General features: G+C 68.4%; 19 protein-coding genes. 9 read left to right on the top strand and 10 right to left on the bottom strand.

Translation table 11 applies throughout. The annotated features are described in order from the left end of the window. The first annotated feature begins 37 nt into the window (after window positions 1-37). Both ACYAF3_RS07800 and ACYAF3_RS07795 read left to right on the top strand, forming a co-directional pair. Entirely contained in the window at window positions 38-574 is a 537-nt protein-coding gene (locus ACYAF3_RS07800) for a sigma-70 family RNA polymerase sigma factor (RefSeq protein ID WP_031756958.1), read from the top strand. Next, entirely contained in the window at window positions 567-1,589 is a 1,023-nt protein-coding gene (locus ACYAF3_RS07795) for a FecR family protein (RefSeq protein WP_116349842.1), read from the top strand. The genes ACYAF3_RS07800 and ACYAF3_RS07795 overlap by 8 nt, the downstream gene beginning before the upstream one ends. Before the next feature lie 16 nt (window positions 1,590-1,605). Here the strand turns inward: ACYAF3_RS07795 and ACYAF3_RS07790 are convergent, their stop codons facing one another. The 5 genes from ACYAF3_RS07790 to desT form a co-directional block, all read right to left on the bottom strand. Next, window positions 1,606-2,178 (bottom strand): HupE/UreJ family protein, encoded by a 573-nt coding sequence (locus ACYAF3_RS07790; RefSeq protein ID WP_003135459.1) that lies wholly within the window; start codon window positions 2,176-2,178, stop codon window positions 1,606-1,608. Between the two features lie 29 nt (window positions 2,179-2,207). Continuing rightward, a complete protein-coding gene (gene ureG, locus ACYAF3_RS07785; RefSeq protein WP_003095530.1) occupies window positions 2,208-2,822 on the bottom strand; it encodes an urease accessory protein UreG in 615 nt (204 codons plus the stop codon). Between the two features lie 10 nt (window positions 2,823-2,832). After that, window positions 2,833-3,504, bottom strand: coding sequence for an urease accessory protein UreF (locus tag ACYAF3_RS07780; RefSeq protein ID WP_003095528.1), 672 nt, complete (start codon window positions 3,502-3,504; stop codon window positions 2,833-2,835). Continuing rightward, on the bottom strand, window positions 3,501-4,004 hold the full coding sequence (gene ureE, locus ACYAF3_RS07775) for an urease accessory protein UreE (RefSeq protein WP_003095526.1): 504 nt from the start codon (window positions 4,002-4,004) through the stop codon (window positions 3,501-3,503). Before ureE ends, ACYAF3_RS07780 begins: the two co-directional genes overlap by 4 nt. A 229-nt stretch (window positions 4,005-4,233) precedes the next feature. After that, the gene (gene desT / locus ACYAF3_RS07770; protein ID WP_003107570.1) at window positions 4,234-4,863 is read right to left on the bottom strand and encodes a TetR family transcriptional regulator DesT; all 630 of its coding nucleotides are present in this window, start codon (window positions 4,861-4,863) and stop codon (window positions 4,234-4,236) included. A 158-nt stretch (window positions 4,864-5,021) separates the two neighbouring features. Here desT and ACYAF3_RS07765 point away from each other — a divergent pair, with 158 nt between their 5' ends. From ACYAF3_RS07765 to ACYAF3_RS07755, 3 genes are all read left to right on the top strand, one after another. Further along, on the top strand, window positions 5,022-6,122 hold the full coding sequence (locus tag ACYAF3_RS07765; RefSeq protein ID WP_003123551.1) for a ferredoxin reductase: 1,101 nt from the start codon (window positions 5,022-5,024) through the stop codon (window positions 6,120-6,122). After that, the gene (gene desB, locus ACYAF3_RS07760; protein WP_003121132.1) at window positions 6,119-7,231 is read left to right on the top strand and encodes a fatty acid desaturase DesB; all 1,113 of its coding nucleotides are present in this window, start codon (window positions 6,119-6,121) and stop codon (window positions 7,229-7,231) included. The genes ACYAF3_RS07765 and desB overlap by 4 nt, the downstream gene beginning before the upstream one ends. Window positions 7,232-7,450: 219 nt before the next feature. Then, window positions 7,451-8,767 (top strand): MFS transporter, encoded by a 1,317-nt coding sequence (locus ACYAF3_RS07755; protein WP_003095519.1) that lies wholly within the window; start codon window positions 7,451-7,453, stop codon window positions 8,765-8,767. Here the strand turns inward: ACYAF3_RS07755 and ACYAF3_RS07750 are convergent. Next, window positions 8,758-10,149, bottom strand: a complete 1,392-nt coding sequence (locus tag ACYAF3_RS07750) for a heavy metal sensor histidine kinase (protein ID WP_003095517.1) — start codon at window positions 10,147-10,149, stop codon at window positions 8,758-8,760. The genes ACYAF3_RS07755 and ACYAF3_RS07750 overlap by 10 nt on opposite strands. Then, window positions 10,128-10,817: a heavy metal response regulator transcription factor gene (locus tag ACYAF3_RS07745; protein WP_003095515.1), complete on the bottom strand. Its 690-nt coding sequence runs from the start codon at window positions 10,815-10,817 to the stop codon at window positions 10,128-10,130. The genes ACYAF3_RS07750 and ACYAF3_RS07745 overlap by 22 nt, the downstream gene beginning before the upstream one ends. 137 nt (window positions 10,818-10,954) lie before the next feature. On the opposite strand from ACYAF3_RS07745, the gene ACYAF3_RS07740 reads away from it, so the two are divergent. Genes ACYAF3_RS07740 through ACYAF3_RS07730 form a run of 3 tightly spaced genes read left to right on the top strand, consistent with a single transcriptional unit; the run spans window position 10,955 to window position 13,010 of the window. Continuing rightward, entirely contained in the window at window positions 10,955-11,578 is a 624-nt protein-coding gene (locus ACYAF3_RS07740; protein ID WP_003095513.1) for a hypothetical protein, read from the top strand. A gap of 53 nt (window positions 11,579-11,631) precedes the next feature. Beyond that, on the top strand, window positions 11,632-12,246 hold the full coding sequence (locus tag ACYAF3_RS07735) for a cytochrome b/b6 domain-containing protein (RefSeq protein ID WP_015647955.1): 615 nt from the start codon (window positions 11,632-11,634) through the stop codon (window positions 12,244-12,246). Continuing rightward, window positions 12,243-13,010 (top strand): molybdopterin-binding protein, encoded by a 768-nt coding sequence (locus ACYAF3_RS07730; protein WP_003112308.1) that lies wholly within the window; start codon window positions 12,243-12,245, stop codon window positions 13,008-13,010. Before ACYAF3_RS07735 ends, ACYAF3_RS07730 begins: the two co-directional genes overlap by 4 nt. 113 nt (window positions 13,011-13,123) lie before the next feature. Here the strand turns inward: ACYAF3_RS07730 and ACYAF3_RS07725 are convergent, their stop codons facing one another. Together ACYAF3_RS07725 and ACYAF3_RS07720 are read right to left on the bottom strand one after the other, a co-directional pair. Further along, the gene (locus ACYAF3_RS07725; RefSeq protein ID WP_003161884.1) at window positions 13,124-13,396 is read right to left on the bottom strand and encodes a hypothetical protein; all 273 of its coding nucleotides are present in this window, start codon (window positions 13,394-13,396) and stop codon (window positions 13,124-13,126) included. A 275-nt stretch (window positions 13,397-13,671) separates the two neighbouring features. Then, window positions 13,672-14,205: a ferritin-like domain-containing protein gene (locus ACYAF3_RS07720; RefSeq protein WP_003161885.1), complete on the bottom strand. Its 534-nt coding sequence runs from the start codon at window positions 14,203-14,205 to the stop codon at window positions 13,672-13,674. Between the two features lie 298 nt (window positions 14,206-14,503). Between ACYAF3_RS07720 and ACYAF3_RS07715 the strand changes: the two genes are divergently transcribed. Beyond that, entirely contained in the window at window positions 14,504-16,573 is a 2,070-nt protein-coding gene (locus ACYAF3_RS07715; protein WP_016253955.1) for an AsmA family protein, read from the top strand. A gap of 1 nt (window position 16,574) precedes the next feature. On the opposite strand, the gene brlR is transcribed toward ACYAF3_RS07715, so the two are convergent. Then, on the bottom strand, window positions 16,575-17,387 hold the full coding sequence (brlR, locus tag ACYAF3_RS07710) for a c-di-GMP-binding multidrug transporter transcriptional regulator BrlR (protein ID WP_003095496.1): 813 nt from the start codon (window positions 17,385-17,387) through the stop codon (window positions 16,575-16,577). Between the last annotated feature and the right edge of the window lie 138 nt (window positions 17,388-17,525).

Genomic DNA, 17,525 nt, shown 5'->3' with positions numbered 1-17,525 from the left:
TTGAATCCAGCTGACTATTCCGATGAATGCGCCTCCGATGAATGCGCCGAGTTCCTGCCTGTCCGCGGACCGCGACGGCGTCGCCACGCTCTACCGTGAAAACCATGCCTGGCTGCGCAACTGGCTGGCCTACCGACTCCGCTCCTGGGGACGCGGCGTGGCCGACGACCTGGCCCATGACACCTTCCTGCGCATTCTCGCCAGCCGCGATGGCGGCCAGCGTGACGCGATCCGTCATCCGCGCGCCTACCTCACCCGCATCGCCAACTGCGTGCTGGTCAGCTGGCGCCGTCGCCAATCGCTGGAACTCGCCTGGCTGGAGGCCCTGGCCACGTTGCCCGAGCCGTTGCAGCCGTCGCCGGAACAACAGAGCGTGATCGTCGAGACCCTGCACGAGATCGACGCGCTGCTCGACACCCTGCGCCCGCGGGTGAAACAGGCATTCCTGATGGCGACGCTGGACGGCATGAAGCAGAAGGACATCGCCCAGGCGCTGGGCGTCGCGCTGCCGACGGTGAAGAAGTTCATCCACCAGGCCTACGTGACCTGCCTGAGCCTGATGCCCGATGAATGACCGCGCTTCCAGCCGGGCGCCGCAGGCGGGCGATTCGGAGCTTTCCGGGCCGCCGGCCGCCGAGGCGATCGCCCCGCAGGTGCTCAGGGAGACCGCCTCCTGGCTGCTGCTGATGCAGGAGGGGCCGCTGGCTCCGGCGCAGCAGGCCGAGCTGGAGTCCTGGCGCTCGCGCAGCCCCGAGCACCAGCGCGCCTGGCGGCGAGCCGAGCGTCTGCTGGCGAATATCGGTTCGCTGCCGCCGGCGCTGGCCCGGCGTGCGCTCGAGCGTCCGTCCGGCAGCGGCCGGCGCGCGGTCCTGCGCGGCCTCGCCCTGCTGCTCGGCGGCGCGCCGCTGGTCTGGTGGGGATGGCGCGCCCAGGTCTGGCGCGACGGCTTCGGCGCCGACTACCTCACTGCCGTCGGCGAGCGGCGCGACCTGGTGCTGGAGGACGGCAGCCAGGTCGAGATGAACACCGACAGCGCGCTGGACGTGCGCTACGACGCCGGCCAGCGCCTGCTGCGCCTGTATCGCGGAGAGATCTACCTCCGCACCGCGGCGGATCGGCGCGAGCCGCCGCGACCGTTCCTGGTGCGCGCCGAACAGGGCCTGATGCGCGCGCTGGGTACCGCTTTCAGCGTCCGACGCGAGGGCGCAGAGACAGTGCTGGCGGTGTACGAAGGCGCGGTCCAGGTGCGTCCGGAGGGCGCCGCGAGCGCGGCGGATGGCCGGGTGATCGAGGCTGGCCAGCGGGTGCGCTTCGATCGCCAGCGGATCGGCCCCGTCGAGTCCGCCAGCGAGGCCGCGCTGGCCTGGCGCCAGGGCCTGCTGGTGGCCGACGACATGCCGCTGCGGCAGTGGGCGGGAGAACTGATGCGCTACGGCGGCGAGAGCATCGAGTGCGAGCCGTCGCTGGACCCGCTTCGGGTCTCCGGCACCTTTCCCGTCGACGACCTGCCGCTGGCCCTGGCGATGCTGGCGCAGACCCATGGCCTGCGCCTCGTGCACCAAGGCCGACGGGTGCTGATCAGGCGCTGAGGGGAGGCGCGGCGGCTCAGCCGGCCAGCAACCAGACCCCGGCGCCCGCCGAGGCCAGCCCGGCGAGACGTACCAGGGGCGCGGCCGCCTGCGGCAGGAAGCGCACCAGCGCGTAGCCGGCGGCGTGCAGCGCGGCGGTGGCGGCGACGAAACCGAGCGCGTACAGCCAGGGGCTGGAGAGGTCCGGCAGCTCCAGGCCGTGGGCGACCCCGTGGGCCAGGGCGAATAGTGCGGTGGCGGCCATCGCCAGCGCCAGCGGCGGGCGCACGGCGAGGGCCACGCAGAGGCCGAGGGCGAGCACCGAGGCGGCGATGCCGGTCTCCATGAACGGCAGTTGCAGGCCCTCGAAGCCGAGCAGCCCGCCGACCAGCATGGTGCCGACGAAGGTGCAGGGCAGGGCGAGGCGCGCGGCTCCCTGTTGCTGGGCGGCCCAGAGGCCGACGGCGAACATCGCCAGCAGGTGGTCGAGGCCGGTGAGCGGATGGGCGAGGCCGGCGACCAGGCCGTGTTCGCCGTGGCCGGGGTGGGCGAAGGCCAGCGCCGGCGCGGCGAGCAGGGCGAGGGCGGCGAGCAGCTTGGGCAGTTTCATTGGCGGTTCCTTGTCGTTGCGAGGTGGCGTCAGGCGGCGGTCAGCAGACCCTGGCGCTCGATGAAGGCGATGATTTCGTCCAGCCCCTGGCCGGTCTTCTGGTTGCTGAACACGAACGGCTTGTCGCCGCGCATGCGCCGGGCGTCCCGGTCCATCACGTCGAGGGAGGCGCCGACCAGCGGCGCCAGGTCGATCTTGTTGATCACCAGCAGGTCCGACTTGCAGATGCCGGGGCCGCCCTTGCGCGGGATCTTGTCGCCGGCGGAAACGTCGATCACGTAGAGGGTCAGGTCGGACAGCTCGGGGCTGAAGGTGGCCGACAGGTTGTCGCCGCCGGATTCCACCAGGATCAGTTCGAGGCCGGGGAAGCGCCGGTTGAGCTGGTCCACCGCCTCCAGGTTGATCGAGGCGTCCTCGCGGATCGCCGTGTGCGGGCAGCCACCGGTTTCCACGCCGATGATCCGCTCGGGGGCGAGGGCCTCGTTGCGCACCAGGAACTCTGCGTCTTCCTGGGTATAGATGTCGTTGGTGACCACCGCGAGGTTGTAGCGCTCGCGCAGTTCGCGACACAGGGCCAGGGTCAGGGCGGTCTTGCCGGAGCCCACCGGACCGCCGATGCCGACACGCAGGGGTTGGGATGTCATGGGGTTTCTCCTAGGAACGGAACAGACGGCTGTACTGGGTTTCGTGGGTCATGCTGGCCAGCGCCAGGCCGAACGCGGCGCTGCCCTCGACGGCGGGCCGCCGCAGCGCCTCGGCGCAGGCGCGGTCGAGTTCCGGCAGTAGGCTGGAAGCAAGTTTCTGCGCGGCCAGTTGGCCGAGCGGCAGGGTTTTCATCAGCACCGCCAACTGGTTTTCCAGCCAGCTCCAGAACCAGGCACTCAGCGCCTCCTCGGCGTCCAGGCGCCAGGCGCGCGCGGCCATCGCCCAGGCGGCGGCGAGATTGGGCGGGTCCTGGCGCGCCAGCCAGGCGCGGCCGGGAGCGTCGAGTTCGGGCAGGGCTTCCAGCAATTGGTGCAGGGAAAAGCCCATCTGCCGGCTCTCCTGGGCCAGCTCGCGGGTCTCGCGGCTGGCCCTATGGCGTTCGCTGGCCGCATCGCAGGCGGCCCAGTCGCCGATCAACGCGGCGCGCAGCAGGCCGGCCAGCAGCGGCGCCTCGAAGCGCGCCAGGTTCAGTTGCAACTGGTCGACCAGCCAGGTCCGCGCACTCTCGGCGTCGCGCACCCAGCCATTGTCGAGGGCCGCCTCCAGGCCTTGGGAATAGCTGTATCCGCCGATCGGCAACTGCGAGCTGGCCAGGCGCAGGCGCGCCCAGATGCTGTTCACCGGCGCACGCCGAACTGGTGCAGGCGCGGCGCGTAGTTGAACTCCGCCTCCCCATGGTGCGAGTGGTGGTGGCCTCCGCCGTAGGCACCGTGCTCCGGCTGGAACGGCGCCTCGATGGCCTCCACCGTGGCGCCGAGCTGTTCGAGCATGGCTTTCAGCACGTAGTCGTCGAGCAGGCGCAGCCAGCCGTCGCCGACCTGCAGGGCGACGTGACGGTTGCCCAGGTGGTAGGCGGCTCGGGTCAGTTCCAGCGGGCTGGCGCAGGTGACGTGGAGCAGACGTTCGGAGCGGGCGACGACCCGCACCAGGCGACCGTCGCGGGCCTCCAGGCAGTCGCCGTCGGCCAGCGGCGGCTGGCCGCGCTCGAGGAACAGGCCGACCTCCTCGCCGCTCGCCGCGAAGCAGCGCAGGCGGCTCTTGCTGCGCGCCTCGTAGGTCAGGTGGAGTTCTTCGTCCCAGCGGGGCGAGCGGGCGGGCAGGCGTTGGTGGATGACCAGCATGGGCAGTTTCCGCAATGCGACAGGAAAGGGATCACAACAAGCACCAGCAAGGGCCTTGCCAGGTCGATGCGGGACGCCTGTACCGGGAAAACGGGGCCATAGGGATGTAACAAAATATTGCAGCGCGCCAGGTTGGTGCGCAACGACTTTTTTGCCGCACCGGAAAGGTGCGCGCGCGTCTAGTCCGCGGACGAACGCCGAGCCGGAGGTCCGCTGGGGAGGTGCGGGGTCAGCCGGGCAGGCCGTGCCAGTGCTTGCCGCCGATCATGATGAAACGCAGCTGGTGGGTGATCTTCGCGGCCGGCATCAGGTGCGGCGGCAGATCGGCGGCGGGTGGGTCGATCAGCTCCGGAAGGGTGGCGAAGACAGTCTTCACCACCAGGTCGGCGAACACGTCGAGGGCCGCGCCGTCGAGGTGCGGCATCTTGTTCAGCAGCGCCAGGTCGGCGGCCAGATCGTCGGTGATGCGCTGGCGCAGGCTGGCGATGGCCTGGCGGATCGGCAACGAGCCGCCGTATTGCTCGCGGGCGAGGAAGAGGAACTGCGAGCGGTTGGCGCCGACCGCGTCGAGGAAGATGCGCACCGAGGCGTCGATCAGCCCGCCCAGTTCGAACTCGTTGCGGCGCACCGCGCGCAGGGTGGCGCGGAAGGTCTCGTCGACTTCGGCGACCAGCGCCAGGCCGAGCTGGTCCATGTCGCTGAAGTGCCGGTAGAAGCCGGCCGGGACGATGCCGGCGGCGCGCGTCACTTCGCGCAGGCTGAGGCTGCCGAAGCCGCGCCCGCTTTCCATCAGGTGGCGCGCGGCGCTCATCAGCGCGTGGCGGGTCTGCTGTTTCTGTTCGGCGCGGGGTGAGGACATACGGCTTCCTTTGGCGGACCGGCGACTGTAGCAAAAGCCCTGCGACCCGGTCGAACCGGGGACGGCAGCGGTCGAAGGATACATCAGTGAACGCTTGTTGACTCGATTGCGCGGAACGGGCAAAGTTTTGTGAACGATCGTTCACTGAAATATTTTCCATGGCCTTGCTTCCCCTCGCGCTCCTGACCCCTTTGCTCGCACCCCTGCGCCGTCTCGCCGCCCGTGGCTGGCTGCGTGAGGCCGATGTCGACGGCCTGCTGCGCCACGCCCATCCGCTGGCGTCGTTGAACCGCCACTATGCGCGGGTCGAGGCACGCTACTGGGTGGCCGACGATATGCTCGCCCTGGCCCTGCGTACCGCCCCCGGCTGGCCGCCGGCGCGGCCGGGCCAGCACATCCAGCTGCTGGCGGAGCGCGACGGGGTGCGGGTCGGGCGCAGCTACAGCCTGACCCGGGTGGTCGGCGAGCGCCTGGAAATCGCCGTCAAGCGTCACCCGGACGGGCTGCTCTCGCCCTGGTTGTGCGAACACCTGGCGGTCGGCCAGCGTGTCGAGTTGCAACCCGCGCAAGGCGATCTGCGCTGGCCGATGCAGGCCGAGGCGGTCTGCCTGCTGGCCGCCGGCAGCGGCCTGACGCCCTTGCTCGGCCTGCTCCGCGAGGCGCTGGAGAACGGCTATCGCGGTCCCGTGCTGTGGCTGCACTACGTCCGTCATCCCGGCCAGCGCGCCTGGCTCGGCGAGCTGGAGGCGCTGGCGGCGCGCCACCCGAACCTGGAGTTGCGCTGGAGCCTGACCCGCGGGGCGCGGGCCGATGGCTGCCTGGAGGGGCATTTCCAGCCGCGCCACCTGGACGGCTGGGCAGCCGACCTGGCACGCAGCCAGGCCCTGGCCTGCGGGCCGGCGGCTTTCGTCGAGGCGGTGGGCGAGCAACTGGGGGCACGCTTCGCCGGCTTGCAGACGGAATCCTTCAGCGTCCCGCGCTGGCGCAGCGGGGAGGCGCCGCGCGAAGTGCGCCTGCGCTTCGCCCGGTCGCAGCGGGAAGTCTCCGGCGACAGCGCCGCCAGCCTGCTGGAACAGGCCGAGGCCCACGGCCTGCGCCCGGCCCACGGTTGCCGCCAGGGCATCTGCGCCAGTTGCACCTGCGTCCTGCTCAGCGGCTGCGTGCGCGACCTGCGCAGCGGCGCGCTGTGCAGCGAGCCCGGCCAGCCTATCCGCCTCTGCGTCAGCGCCGCCCACGGCGACCTGGCGCTGGACCTGTGAACCGACCTGCGAGCCCTGCGATGCGCGACGACCGCGAACTGACCCCGGAACAACTGGCGGCCTTCGGCGCCGAACTCGATGCCCTGCGCCTGCGTACCCTGGCCGATCTCGGCGCGGACGACGCGCGCTACATCCGCCGGGTCCGCGCGGCGGTGCGCGTCTGCTGCTGGAGCGGCAGGGCGCTGCTGATGTTCGGCTGGCTGCCGCCGACCTGGCTGCTCGGCAGCCTGCTTCTCGGCCTGGGCAAGATCCTCGAGAACATGGAGCTGGGCCACAACGTCATGCACGGCCAGTACGACTGGATGAACGATCCGGAATTCGCCGGCCGCGCCTACGAGTGGGACATCGCCGGGCCGTCCGACTTCTGGCGGCACACCCACAACCATATCCACCACACCTACACCAACGTGCTGGGCAAGGACGACGACGTCGGCTATGGGGTCGTGCGCCTGTTCCCGGAGCAGCGCTGGAAGCCGTTCTACCGCTGGCAACCGCTGTGGGTGACGCTGCAGGCGCTGCTGTTCCAGTACGCGGTGGCGATCCAGCATCTGCGCCTGGACAAGTACGCCAAGGGGCGCCTGGACAAGGCCGAACTCATGCCGCTGCTACGCCGCCTGCGTGCCAAGCTGGGTCGCCAGTGGACCAAGGACTACCTGCTGTTCCCGCTTCTCGGCCTGTTCGCCGGCGGCTTCGGCGCGGTGTTCGTCGGTAACCTGCTGGCCAACGTGCTGCGCAACCTGTGGACCTTCACGGTGATCTTCTGCGGCCACTTCACCGAGAAGGCGGTGGTCTTCCCGCCCTCGGTGCTGGAGGGAGAGACCCGTGGCCACTGGTACCTGCGCCAGTTGCGCGGCTCCAGCAACCTGGAGGGCGGGCCGCTGTTCCACATCCTGACCGGCAACCTCAGCCACCAGATCGAGCACCACCTCTACCCGGACCTGCCGGCGCGTCGCTACGCCGCGTTGTCCCGCGAGGTCCGCGAAATCGCCCGGCGCTACGGGCAGACCTACAACAGCGGACGCCTGGGACGGCAATTCCTCACTGTCTTGCGGCGCATCTGGGTATATCGGCTGCCGCCGCGCGAGCCCCTCCCGGCGGGGCGCGGCTGAGCCGACGGAACGCTCGCGGCGCCCGTGGCGGGGCCGCTCCGGAGCGGGGATAATGCCGCCCTGTGCACCGCGACGTGGCTTCCGGCCGCCGCGTGGCGTCGGAGTCTCGCCGAACGCAGGACGGCCTGCGCCCGCGATCGGCCAGCAGCGTCGATCCTTCCCGAATCTAACAATGCTCGGCGGATGCCGGCCGTGGGGCCCGTCCGTCCAGGAACCGTCATGTTCAGCCCGCTCGTCACCTTTCCCGCGCTCTACACCGCCACCCTGCTCATGCTGGCCGGCTCCGGCCTGTTCACCACCTACATCGGCCTGCGCCTGACCCAGGAAGGCGCAGGCGACCTGTGGGTCGGCGGGCTGATGGCGTCCTACTATTTCGGCCTGGTCTGCGGTGGAAAATTCGGACACAAGCTGATCGCCAGCTTCGGCCATATCCGTTCCTACGTGGCTTGCGCCGGGATTGCCACCGTGACCGTGCTGCTGCATGCCCTGGTCGATCAGCTGGAAGTCTGGCTGCTGCTGCGCTTCATCACCGGCGCGGTGATGATGAACCAGTACATGGTGATCGAGAGCTGGCTCAACGAGCAGGCCGAGAGCCACCAGCGCGGCAAGGTGTTCGCCGGCTACATGGTCGCCGTCGACCTTGGCCTGGTGCTCGGCCAGGGCCTGCTGGCGCTGAGCCCGACCCTCGACTACAAGCCGCTGCTGCTGGTCGCCATCTGCTTCGCCTCGTGCCTGATCCCGCTGGCCATGACCCGGCGCGTGCACCCGGCCAAGCTGGTCGCCGCGCCGCTGGAAGTGCGTTTCTTCTGGCAGCGCGTGCCGCAGGCGCTGGGCACCATCTTCATCGCCGGCCTGATGGTCGGCGCCTTCTACGGCCTGGCGCCGGTCTACGCCAACCGCAACGGCCTGGATGCCTCGCAATCGAGTTTCTTCGTCGGCATGTGCATCGTCGCCGGCTTCTGTGCGCAGTGGCCGCTGGGCTGGCTGTCCGACCGCCTCGACCGCAGTTGGCTGATCCGCGGCAATGCGGTGCTGCTGTGCCTGGCCTCGATCCCGATGTGGGGGCTGGTGACGCTGCCGTACTGGTTGCTGCTGGCCAACGGGTTCGTTACCGGCATGCTGCTGTTCACCCTTTATCCGCTGGCGGTGGCGCTGGCCAACGACCACGTCGAGCAGCCGCGCCGGGTCGCGTTGTCGGCGATGCTCCTGACCACCTACGGGGTCGGCGCCTGTATCGGTCCGCTGGTGGCCGGCGCGCTGATGCGCCACTTCGGTCCGGGACTGTTCTACATGCTGGTGTCCGGCTACGCGGTGCTGCTGGTGTTCTGGGTGCAGCCCAAGCGCGTCACCGGCGAACACCGGGTCGACGAGGCGCCGCTGCAACACGTGGCGATGCCGGACACGGTCAGCCCGATGGCCGCCACCCTCGACCCGCGCGTCGAGGAAGTGCCGGAGGAGCTGGTGGTGGAGGCGCCGGCGAATATCGGCCGCTCCGACGGCGAGCCGGACGCCGGCGAGAAACCCGCTCAGTCCTGAGCCGGGAACGCCAGGTCGAAGCGGATGCGTCCCGGAGCCGGTGCACTCGCTTCGGCGCGGCCGCCGTGCAGGCGCATGATCGCCTGGACGATGGCCAGGCCGAGACCGCTGGACTGGGCGTCGCTGCGCGCGGCGTCGCCACGGTAGAAGCGGTCGAACAGGCGCGACAGCGGCTCGGCCGGCAGCCTGTCGCAGGCGTTCTCCACGCTCAGCAGGAATTCCCCCGAGCGGCGCAGGCCGCGCACTTCGATCAGGCTGTCGGCGCTGGCGTAGCGGATGGCGTTGGCCAGCAGGTTGCTCAGCGCCCGGCGGAACAGTTGCGGATCGGCGCGTAGCTGGCCGCTGACCTGGATGTCGAGGCTCAGCCCTCGTTCCTCGGCCAGCCCTTCGAAATACTCCGCCTGGCGCCGCAGCTCTTCGCCCAGGTCCAGGCGGCTGCGCTCCACCGCTGCCCGCACGTCGTCGGCGCGAGCGAGGAACAGGATGCTCTCGACCATCCGCGCGATGCGCTCCAGCTCTTCCTGGTTGGAGGCGATCAGCGCCTGGTACTCCTCGTTGCTGCGCGGCTGGCGCAGGGCCACCTGGCCGTGGCCCATCAGCGAACCGATGGGCGTGCGGATCTCATGGGCGAGGTCGGCGGAGAACTGCTGCAGGCGCTGGTAGCCGTCGTCGAGGCGTTCGAGCATGGCGTTGAACGACTGTGCCACCTGCTGCAACTCGGCAGGCGCGGCGGCGACGTCGAGGCGGGTATCCAGGCTGGTCGGATGGATCTCCGCCGCCTTCGCCGCCAGCGTGCGCAGCGGGCGCAGGCCGTGGCGCAGGACCAGCCAGCCGAGCAGGGCGGTGCCGAGGAACGCCAGCAGCACGGCGGCGATGACCCGGTCGCGGTACTGGGCGAGCATCCGCGTCTCGCCCAGCAGCAGGTGTGCGGCGGTGATCTGCAACGGCTCGCGGCCGCCGACCAGGACCTCGGCGGCGAGCACGCGCATCGGGATGCCGTCGTGGGTCAGCGCGGCGTGCACGACGGACGGATTCAACGCCTGGCCGGCGGCGACCACCCGTAGCGACGGCAGGCGTTCGTGGCGCGGGTTGACCGCGACGATAGGCGCCTCGCCGGGCTGACCGAGGAGCAGGATGTCCTGCTCGTTGCCGAGCATGTTCTCGAACAGACGCGGGCGCGCCTTCAGCTCGGCCAGGGTGAGGTTGTCGCGCAGCAGGTTGCGGAAGTGCTCGACCCGGCCGGCGACCATCACGTCGCTGCGCCGCAGCATCGCCTCTTCCACCGAGCGGTACAGGTAGAAGCCGACCGCGCTGACCACCAGCGCCGCCACCGCGGCGAACAGCAGCGCCGCGTAGAGGGTCAGGGAGCGGCGGGCGGGCACGGGCGCTCCTCGCAGACGTAACCGATGCCGCGCACGGTATGGATCAGCTTGTTCGGGAAGGGATTGTCGACCTTGGCGCGCAGGCGCTTGATCGCCACGTCGACGACGTTGGTGTCGCTGTCGAAGTTCATGTCCCAGACCTCCGAGGCGATCAGGGTGCGCGACAGCACCTCGCCCTCGCGGCGCATCAGCAGGTGCAGGAGGGCGAACTCCTTGTTGGTCAGGGCGATCACCTGCCCCTGGCGGCTGACCTTGCGCCGCAGCACGTCCAGCTGCAGGTCGGCCAGTTGCACCTGCTCTGCCTCGCGGACCACGCCGCGGCGCAGCAGGGTACGGATGCGCAGCAGCAACTCGGTGAAGGAGAAGGGTTTCACCAGGTAGTCGTCGGCACCCAGTTCGAGGCCGCGGATACGGTCCTGCAACTGGTCGCGAGCGGTGAGGAAGAGCACCGGCACATCGTGCTTCTTGCGCAGCACTTCCATGATCTGCCAACCGTCCAGGCCGGGCAGCATCACGTCGAGGACCACCAGGTCGTAGCGGTTCTCCAGCGCCAGGTAGAGACCGTCGGCGCCGTGCTGCGACCAGTCGACCGCATAGCCCGACTCGCCGAGGCCCTTCTTCAGGTACTCGCCGGTCTTCGTATCGTCTTCGATCACCAGGATGCGCATGTCTCGTTCCCCCTCGTTCGCCGCCATTCTAGCCAGCGCGCGGCGCGGACTCGGTGACATTTTTGTCATGCGAAAGTCATCTCCGGGTACCGCCGGCGGGGCGACCATCGAGGCTCAACCCCACCGAGGATCGACCGATGCTTCGACTCAAGGCTTCCCCCGCGCTGCTCTTCGGCCTGCTCCTGGCCAGTGCCGCCAGCTTCGCCGCGCAACCGCCTGCGGGCATGCTGCAACCGCTGCGCGGCACCATCCAGCAGGCCGCCGACGACCACCTGCAACTGAAGGCCCGCAACGGCCAGCAACTGACGGTCAGGCTCACCGACAAGACCGCGATCCGCGCCGTGTCGCTGGCGAAGCCGGAGGACATCCAGCCCGACAGTTTCATCGGCACCGCCGCCGTGCCGCAGCCCGACGGCACCCTGAAGGCCCTCGAGGTGCATGTCTTCGCCCCCAGCCTGCGCGGCAGCGGCGAAGGCCACCGGCCCTGGGAGAACGCCGATGGCAGCGCCTCGACCATGACCAACGGTACGGTCGGCAACCTGGTGGTCAGCCAGGGCCGGCGCATGACGGTGAAATACGGCGATGGCGAGAAGACCGTGGTGGTGCCGGACGACGTGCCCATCGTCAGCCTGGAGCCGGGCGAGCGCAGCCTGCTCAAGCCTGGCGCCAAGGTCGTGCTGTTCCCGCAGAAGGGCGCCGACGGCAGCCTCACCGCCCTGGCCATCTCGGTTGGCAAGGACGGCGTGACCCCGCCGATGTGAGGTTTCGCCGGGACGGCGCGTCCGTCCCGGCCGGGTTTCCTGGGAGAAAAGCCATGAACCGTGCGTTGCACGCCTGGCCGGTGAGACTCTGCCACTGGCTCAATGCCTATGCCATGGCCTGCCTGATCGGCAGCGGCTGGGGCATCTACAACGCTTCGCCGCTGCTGGATTTCCGTTTTCCCGCCTGGGCTACCCTCGGCGGCTGGCTCGGCGGTTCCATCGCCTGGCATCTCGCCGCCATGTGGCTGCTGCTCGGCAACGGTCTGTGCTACCTCGCCTACGGACTGTCCAGCGGGCATTTTCGTCGCGACTTCCTGCCTTTGAGCGCGGCCGGCGTCTGGCGCGACCTGCGCCTCGCCCTCGGCCTGCGCCTGGTCCATGAGCCGGGCCGCTACAACGCGGTGCAGCGCCTGCTGTACTGGCTGGTCCTGGGGCTCGGCGCGCTGCTGGTGCTGTCCGGGCTGGCGATCTGGAAACCGGTGCAACTGCACGGGCTGACCGTGTTGTTCGGTGGCTTCCAGGGTGCGCGCTGGGTGCATTTCCTGGCCATGGCCGGGGTCGTCGGGTTCGTCGTCGTGCACCTGCTGCTGGTGCTGTTGGTGCCGCGCACCCTGCTGCCGATGATCATCGGACGCGAGTGGCGGCGCGGACGGAGGAGCGAAGGATGAAGGGGCCGGAGAAGAAGCGCGCGAAGATCGCGATCGACCCGTCCAGCGAGCGGCAGATGGTCGATTTGCAACGCCGCCTGCTGTTGCGCGGCGGCCTGTCCCTGGGCGCCCTGGCGATGCTCTCGGGGTGCCGGCTACAGGATGGCGATTCGGTCGACAAGGTACTCTGGGCCATGTCGCGCTGGAACGACCGGGTCCAGGCCTGGCTGTTCAGCCGTACGCGGCTGGCGCCGACCTTCGATCCGTCGCAGGTGGCCTCGCCGTTCCCCTTCAACGCGTTCTACCCGGCCTACAACGTGCCGGAGATCGACCTGCCGGAATACCGCCTGCAGGTTTCCGGGCGGGTCCGCGACAAGCGCCCCTGGAGCCTGGAGCAACTGCGCCGGCTGCCGCAGGCCAGCCAGGTCACGCAACTGATCTGCATCGAGGGCTGGAGCGCGATCGGCCAGTGGAGCGGAGTGCCGCTGCGCACCTTCCTGGAGCTGGTCGGCGCCGACACCTCGGCGAAGTACGTCGGCTTCAAGTGCGCCGACCGCTACTACTCCAGCCTCGACATGCCCAGCGCGCTGCATCCGCAGACCCTGCTGGCGCTGGAGATGTCCGGGCAGGCGCTGCCGGAGGAGAACGGCTATCCGCTGCGCCTGCGGATTCCCACCAAGCTCGGCTTCAAGAACGCCAAGCACGTGGTGGAGATCTTCGTCAGCAACAGCAATCCCGGAGGTTACTGGGAGGACCAGGGCTACAACTGGTTCAGCGGAGTCTGAGGCGGGAGAGTACGGCTTGCCTCGGGCCATGCGCCCAGCGCGACAGGGATGGGAAAATAGGAAAGCCCGGCATCGAGCCGGGCTTTTCTCGCGCCTTGCGGCGTAGCTAGCGGTCAGGCGGTGCGCAGGTCGAAACGGCTCATGCTGCGATGCAGGCGGTCCACGGTCTGTTCGCTGCCGTTGTCGGCCAGGCGGGCTTCGGCCTTGGTCATGTCCTTGTGCAGGCGGTCGACGGTCTGCTCGCTGCCGTTGTCGGCGATGCGCAGTTCGACGCTGGACATGTCCTGGTGCAGCCGGTCGATGGTGCGGCTGGAGCCGTCGGCGGCGAAGGCGGCGTTGGCGGTCAGGGTGGCGAGGGCGAGGCCGAGGATCAGGGAAGCTTTCATGACGGTGACTCCGAGTGGGTTGTCGATTGCGTTGGAGTCATTTTCAGTTCGGATAAGTCGATTTAAAAACGAAGTGCGATGATAGTGTCTATCGACATGGGTGATTATGTGTTTTCTTATTATTTATCAGTAAGTTAGTTTATTATTTTTGTGATGTCGAAGATTTCGTAAAGGATAGTTAGCTTTTCTCTATTTAATCGATAAATTGGATAAATAAGGCGAAAAGAAAAGCCGGCGCTGCGGGCGCCGGCTCTCGGACGGGTCTTGCTCTGGAGTCAGGCGAGGTCGTCGAGGATGTCGGCCATGTCGTCCGCGTGTTCTTCTTCCTGGGCCAGGATTTCCTCGAAAATGCGTCGGGTGGTGGGGTCGTCGTTACCGAGGTAGGTGATGATCTCGCGATAGCTGTCGATGGCGATGCGCTCGGCGATCAGGTTCTCGGTGACCATGTCCTTCAGGGTCTTGCCTTCGACGTATTCGGCATGGGAGCGCTCCTCCAGGCCGCGCGGATTGAAGTCCGGCTCGCCGCCCAGTTGCATGATGCGCTCGGCCAACTGGTCGGCATGCTGCATTTCCTGGTTGGCGTGCTCGAGGAACTCGGCGGCGGCGATGCTCGCCTTAAGGCCGGTGGCCATGAAGTAGTGGCGCTTGTAGCGCAGGAAGCAGACCAACTCGGTGGCGAGCGCTTCGTTGAGCAGGCGCAGGACGGTCTGGCGATCGGCCGAATAGCCTTCGGTGACCGCGCCTTCCTGGATGTTCTTGCGGGCACGGTCGCGAAGGGTCTGGACGTCCGTCAGTTGAGCGGTGGTCATCGGTTATCTCCTTGGGGCTGATCCGGTGAAAAAGGGGCCGGCTCTGCGGCCGGCTTTTTTCTGCTTACCTAAGGTGTGAGTCCCGCGCGGTCGAAAAAGTTTTATCGACCCGCCGCCGAACTGGCCTTTTGCCTGAAATGCGTGGGACGGGGAGCAATGCCGGCGTTTCGCCGGTCCTAACGGAACGGGCCGGCGTATTCGCGCTGGCGAGTCCATGGGCCAGCCTGCACACTGACGGGCTGAGCGAGGCGCGCTGCCGCGCCTGCCCGACAACCGACGCGGCGAAAAGGAGTTGTGCATGACGCGCGGCCGAAAGATCCTGACCTGGAGCCTCGCCAGCCTGGTCCTGCTGCTGGCGGCGTTGGTGGTGTTCATCGCCACCTTCGACTGGAACCTGATCAAGCCCACCCTCAACGAAAAGGTCTCGGCGGCGCTGAACCGCCCGTTCGCCATCAACGGCAACCTCGTCGTGGCCTGGCGCCGCGAGGAGGGCGAGGAAGGCTGGCGCGCCTGGATCCCCTGGCCGCGCTTCAGCGCCGAGGACATCACCCTCGGCAACCCGGAGTGGACGGCGGGCAAGACCAAGGCGAGCGAGTTCGCCAGCCTGGAACGCATCGAATTCCGCCTCGCGCCGTTGCCGTTGCTCTGGCAGACCATCCGCATTCCACAGATCAAGCTGACCCAGCCGCGCGCCGAGCTCCTGCGCCTGGCCGACGGCCGCGCCAATTGGGATTTCGACCTGCCTGCCAGCGACAGCGACGAGCCGTCCGCCTGGCAACTGGACATCCGCGAGATCGGTTTCGACAAGGGTAGCGTCAGCCTCGACGACCAGCGTTTGAAGACCCGTCTGGAAGTGCTGGTCGACCCGCTCGGCAAGCCGGTGCCGTTCGGTCAGTTGGCCGGCAAGGCGCTGGCCACGGGCGATGCGGCGAACGCCCAGGACTATGTGTTCGGCTGGAAGGTCAAGGGCACCTACAAGGGCCAGGCTCTGGCCGGCTCGGGCAAGGTCGGCGGGATGCTGGCGTTGCAGGATGCGAGCAAGCCCTTCCCGCTACAGGCCGAGGTCAGTGCCGGCAGCACCCGTGCCGCGGTGGTCGGCACCCTGACCGACCCGCTCAACCTCGGCGCCCTCGACCTGCGCCTGAAGCTGTCCGGGACCAGCATGGCCAATCTCTATCCGCTGACCGGCATCACCCTGCCGGACACTCCGGCCTACTCCACCGACGGACACCTGCTGGCGCGGCTCAAGGAGGAGGGCGGCGCACTGTTCCGCTACGAGAACTTCAACGGCAAGGTCGGCGCCAGCGACCTGCACGGCAGCCTGACCTTCGTCGCTCGCCAGCCTAGGCCGAAGCTGTCCGGCAAGCTGACCTCCGAGCAACTGCGCTTCGCCGACCTCGGCCCGCTGATCGGCGCCGACAGCAATGCCGAAAAACAGAAGCGCGGGCAGACCAGCCGCCAGCCGGGCGACAAGGTGCTGCCGGTGGAGGAATTCCGTACCGAGCGCTGGCGCGACATGGACGCCGACGTGGAATTCACCGGCAAGCGTATCGTCCACAGCGACCAGTTGCCGATCAGCGACCTCTATACCCATCTGGTGCTCAACGACGGCCTGCTGCGCCTGGAGCCCCTGCGCTTCGGCGTGGCCGGCGGCAAGCTGGAGTCGGACATCCGCCTGGACGGCGGCAAGCAGCCGATGCAGAGCCGAGTGAAGATGAGCGCGCGGGGCTTCAAGCTGAAGCAGTTGTTCCCCGGCTTCGCGCCGATGCAGACCAGCTTCGGCGAGCTGAACGGCGACGCCAGTCTCAGCGGCAGCGGCAATTCGGTGGCGAAGATCCTCGGTGGCGCCGATGGCGAACTGAAGATGCTGATCAACGACGGTGCGATCAGCAAAGGCCTGACCGAAATCGCCGGCCTCAATGTCGGAAACTACCTGGTGACCAAGCTGTTCGGCGACGACGAGGTGAAGATCAACTGCGCGGCCGCCGACTTCGGGCTGCAGAAGGGCCTGATGACCAGCCGGCTGTTCGTCTTCGACACCGAGAACGCGCTGGTCAACGTCGACGGCACGGTGAACTTCGCCAACGAGAAGCTCGACCTCGATGTCACCCCGCACAGCAAGGGCCTGCGGATCTTCTCGCTGCGCTCGCCGCTGTACGTGCGCGGCACCTTCGCCAAGCCCGACGCCGGGGTCCACGCCGGGCCGCTGGTGGCGCGCGGCGCGGGAATGATCGCCCTCGGCGTGGCGGTGGGCCCGGCGGCCAGCCTGCTGGCGCTGGTGGCGCCGAGCAAGAGCGACGACAACCAGTGCACCGCCCTGCTGCAACGCATGCGCCAGCCGGCCAAGGCGCCGGCCGGCAAGCGCTGAGTCAGTAGATGGGGATATACAGGTCGACTTGCGAGTTCGGATCCAGCGGTCCGCGGAAACGCTGGTCGTAGTATTCGAAGTCGACCCCCGCCTTGGGCTCCAGGCCGCGTTCGGCGAGCAGGTGGCTGTAGATCGCCTGGAAGCTCTCGGCGATCTGCGGCGCCGTGCCCTTGTGGGTGAACACCGCGTACTTCTGCGCCGGCACCTGGAAGCGCACCATGCCCTCCGGCACCGGCCAGCCCTCCTGCACCTCGAAGCCGGCGACGTAGTGGAATTCGCCGTTGGGCTGCTGCGCGCAGATGCCATAGGAGACCTCGGGATCGTGCTTGCCGGCGATCTCGTGCTCGCGCGGGATGAAGCGTTCCCAGAGCTGGCCGATGGTGTCGCCGGGGGCGCTGCCGAAGTATTCCATGCCCACCACGCTGAAGGCGGGACGTTCGACGATTCGTGCATGCATGTTGCGGATCCTCCAGTGGGCGAGCGTCGCCAGGGTTCGGTCGAGTTCCGCCAGCAGGCGCTGGCGGGCGCTGATCTCTTCGCGCAGGGTGTGCTGGTGTCGTTGCAGGAAATGCCGCAGGCGTTGCGGGTCGTCCAGCGCGCCATCGCGTTTCAGGCGGTCGATGGCTTCCAGCGGAACGTCCAGCCGGCGCAGCGCGAGTATGCGCGAGAGCTGCTCGATCTGTTCCGGCTGGTAGTAGCGGTAGCCGTTGTCGCTACCGGTGCGCGCGGGGACGAACAGGCCGATGGCATCGTAGTGGCGAAGCGTCTTGGTGGAGATCTCGAAGATTCGCGCCAGTTGGCCGATGGTGAGCATTTCCGGTTCCTGCTGCGGGATAGCGGCAGACTACGGATTGCCCCTGGGGCAAGGTCAAGGGGTTTGTGCCGGTGCGCACTTTCTCTGAACGTCCGCCGCCGCCTCCCGGTCCCAACAGTGAACCCATCGCAAAGGGAG

The organism is Pseudomonas sp. TZ252 (genome assembly GCF_056110345.1).
Note: the sequence above shows the minus strand (reverse complement) of the source record. Positions and strands in the feature narration are given on the sequence as shown.

Excerpts from the sequence above, each read along its gene's own strand:
- ACYAF3_RS07755 (WP_003095519.1), top strand. The coding sequence starts at position 7,451 with ATGTTCAGCCCGCTCGTCACCTTTCCCGCGCTCTACACCGCCACCCTG.
- ACYAF3_RS07725 (WP_003161884.1), bottom strand. The coding sequence starts at position 13,396 with ATGAAAGCTTCCCTGATCCTCGGCCTCGCCCTCGCCACCCTGACCGCC.
- ureG (WP_003095530.1), bottom strand. The coding sequence starts at position 2,822 with ATGACATCCCAACCCCTGCGTGTCGGCATCGGCGGTCCGGTGGGCTCC.
- ACYAF3_RS07715 (WP_016253955.1), top strand. The coding sequence starts at position 14,504 with ATGACGCGCGGCCGAAAGATCCTGACCTGGAGCCTCGCCAGCCTGGTC.
- ACYAF3_RS07730 (WP_003112308.1), top strand. The coding sequence starts at position 12,243 with ATGAAGGGGCCGGAGAAGAAGCGCGCGAAGATCGCGATCGACCCGTCC.
- ureE (WP_003095526.1), bottom strand. The coding sequence starts at position 4,004 with ATGCTGGTCATCCACCAACGCCTGCCCGCCCGCTCGCCCCGCTGGGAC.
- desT (WP_003107570.1), bottom strand. The coding sequence starts at position 4,863 with ATGTCCTCACCCCGCGCCGAACAGAAACAGCAGACCCGCCACGCGCTG.
- ACYAF3_RS07800 (WP_031756958.1), top strand. The coding sequence starts at position 38 with ATGAATGCGCCGAGTTCCTGCCTGTCCGCGGACCGCGACGGCGTCGCC.
- ACYAF3_RS07720 (WP_003161885.1), bottom strand. The coding sequence starts at position 14,205 with ATGACCACCGCTCAACTGACGGACGTCCAGACCCTTCGCGACCGTGCC.
- ACYAF3_RS07790 (WP_003135459.1), bottom strand. The coding sequence starts at position 2,178 with ATGAAACTGCCCAAGCTGCTCGCCGCCCTCGCCCTGCTCGCCGCGCCG.
- ACYAF3_RS07745 (WP_003095515.1), bottom strand. The coding sequence starts at position 10,817 with ATGCGCATCCTGGTGATCGAAGACGATACGAAGACCGGCGAGTACCTG.
- brlR (WP_003095496.1), bottom strand. The coding sequence starts at position 17,387 with ATGCTCACCATCGGCCAACTGGCGCGAATCTTCGAGATCTCCACCAAG.
- ACYAF3_RS07795 (WP_116349842.1), top strand. The coding sequence starts at position 567 with ATGAATGACCGCGCTTCCAGCCGGGCGCCGCAGGCGGGCGATTCGGAG.
- ACYAF3_RS07740 (WP_003095513.1), top strand. The coding sequence starts at position 10,955 with ATGCTTCGACTCAAGGCTTCCCCCGCGCTGCTCTTCGGCCTGCTCCTG.
- ACYAF3_RS07735 (WP_015647955.1), top strand. The coding sequence starts at position 11,632 with ATGAACCGTGCGTTGCACGCCTGGCCGGTGAGACTCTGCCACTGGCTC.
- ACYAF3_RS07765 (WP_003123551.1), top strand. The coding sequence starts at position 5,022 with ATGGCCTTGCTTCCCCTCGCGCTCCTGACCCCTTTGCTCGCACCCCTG.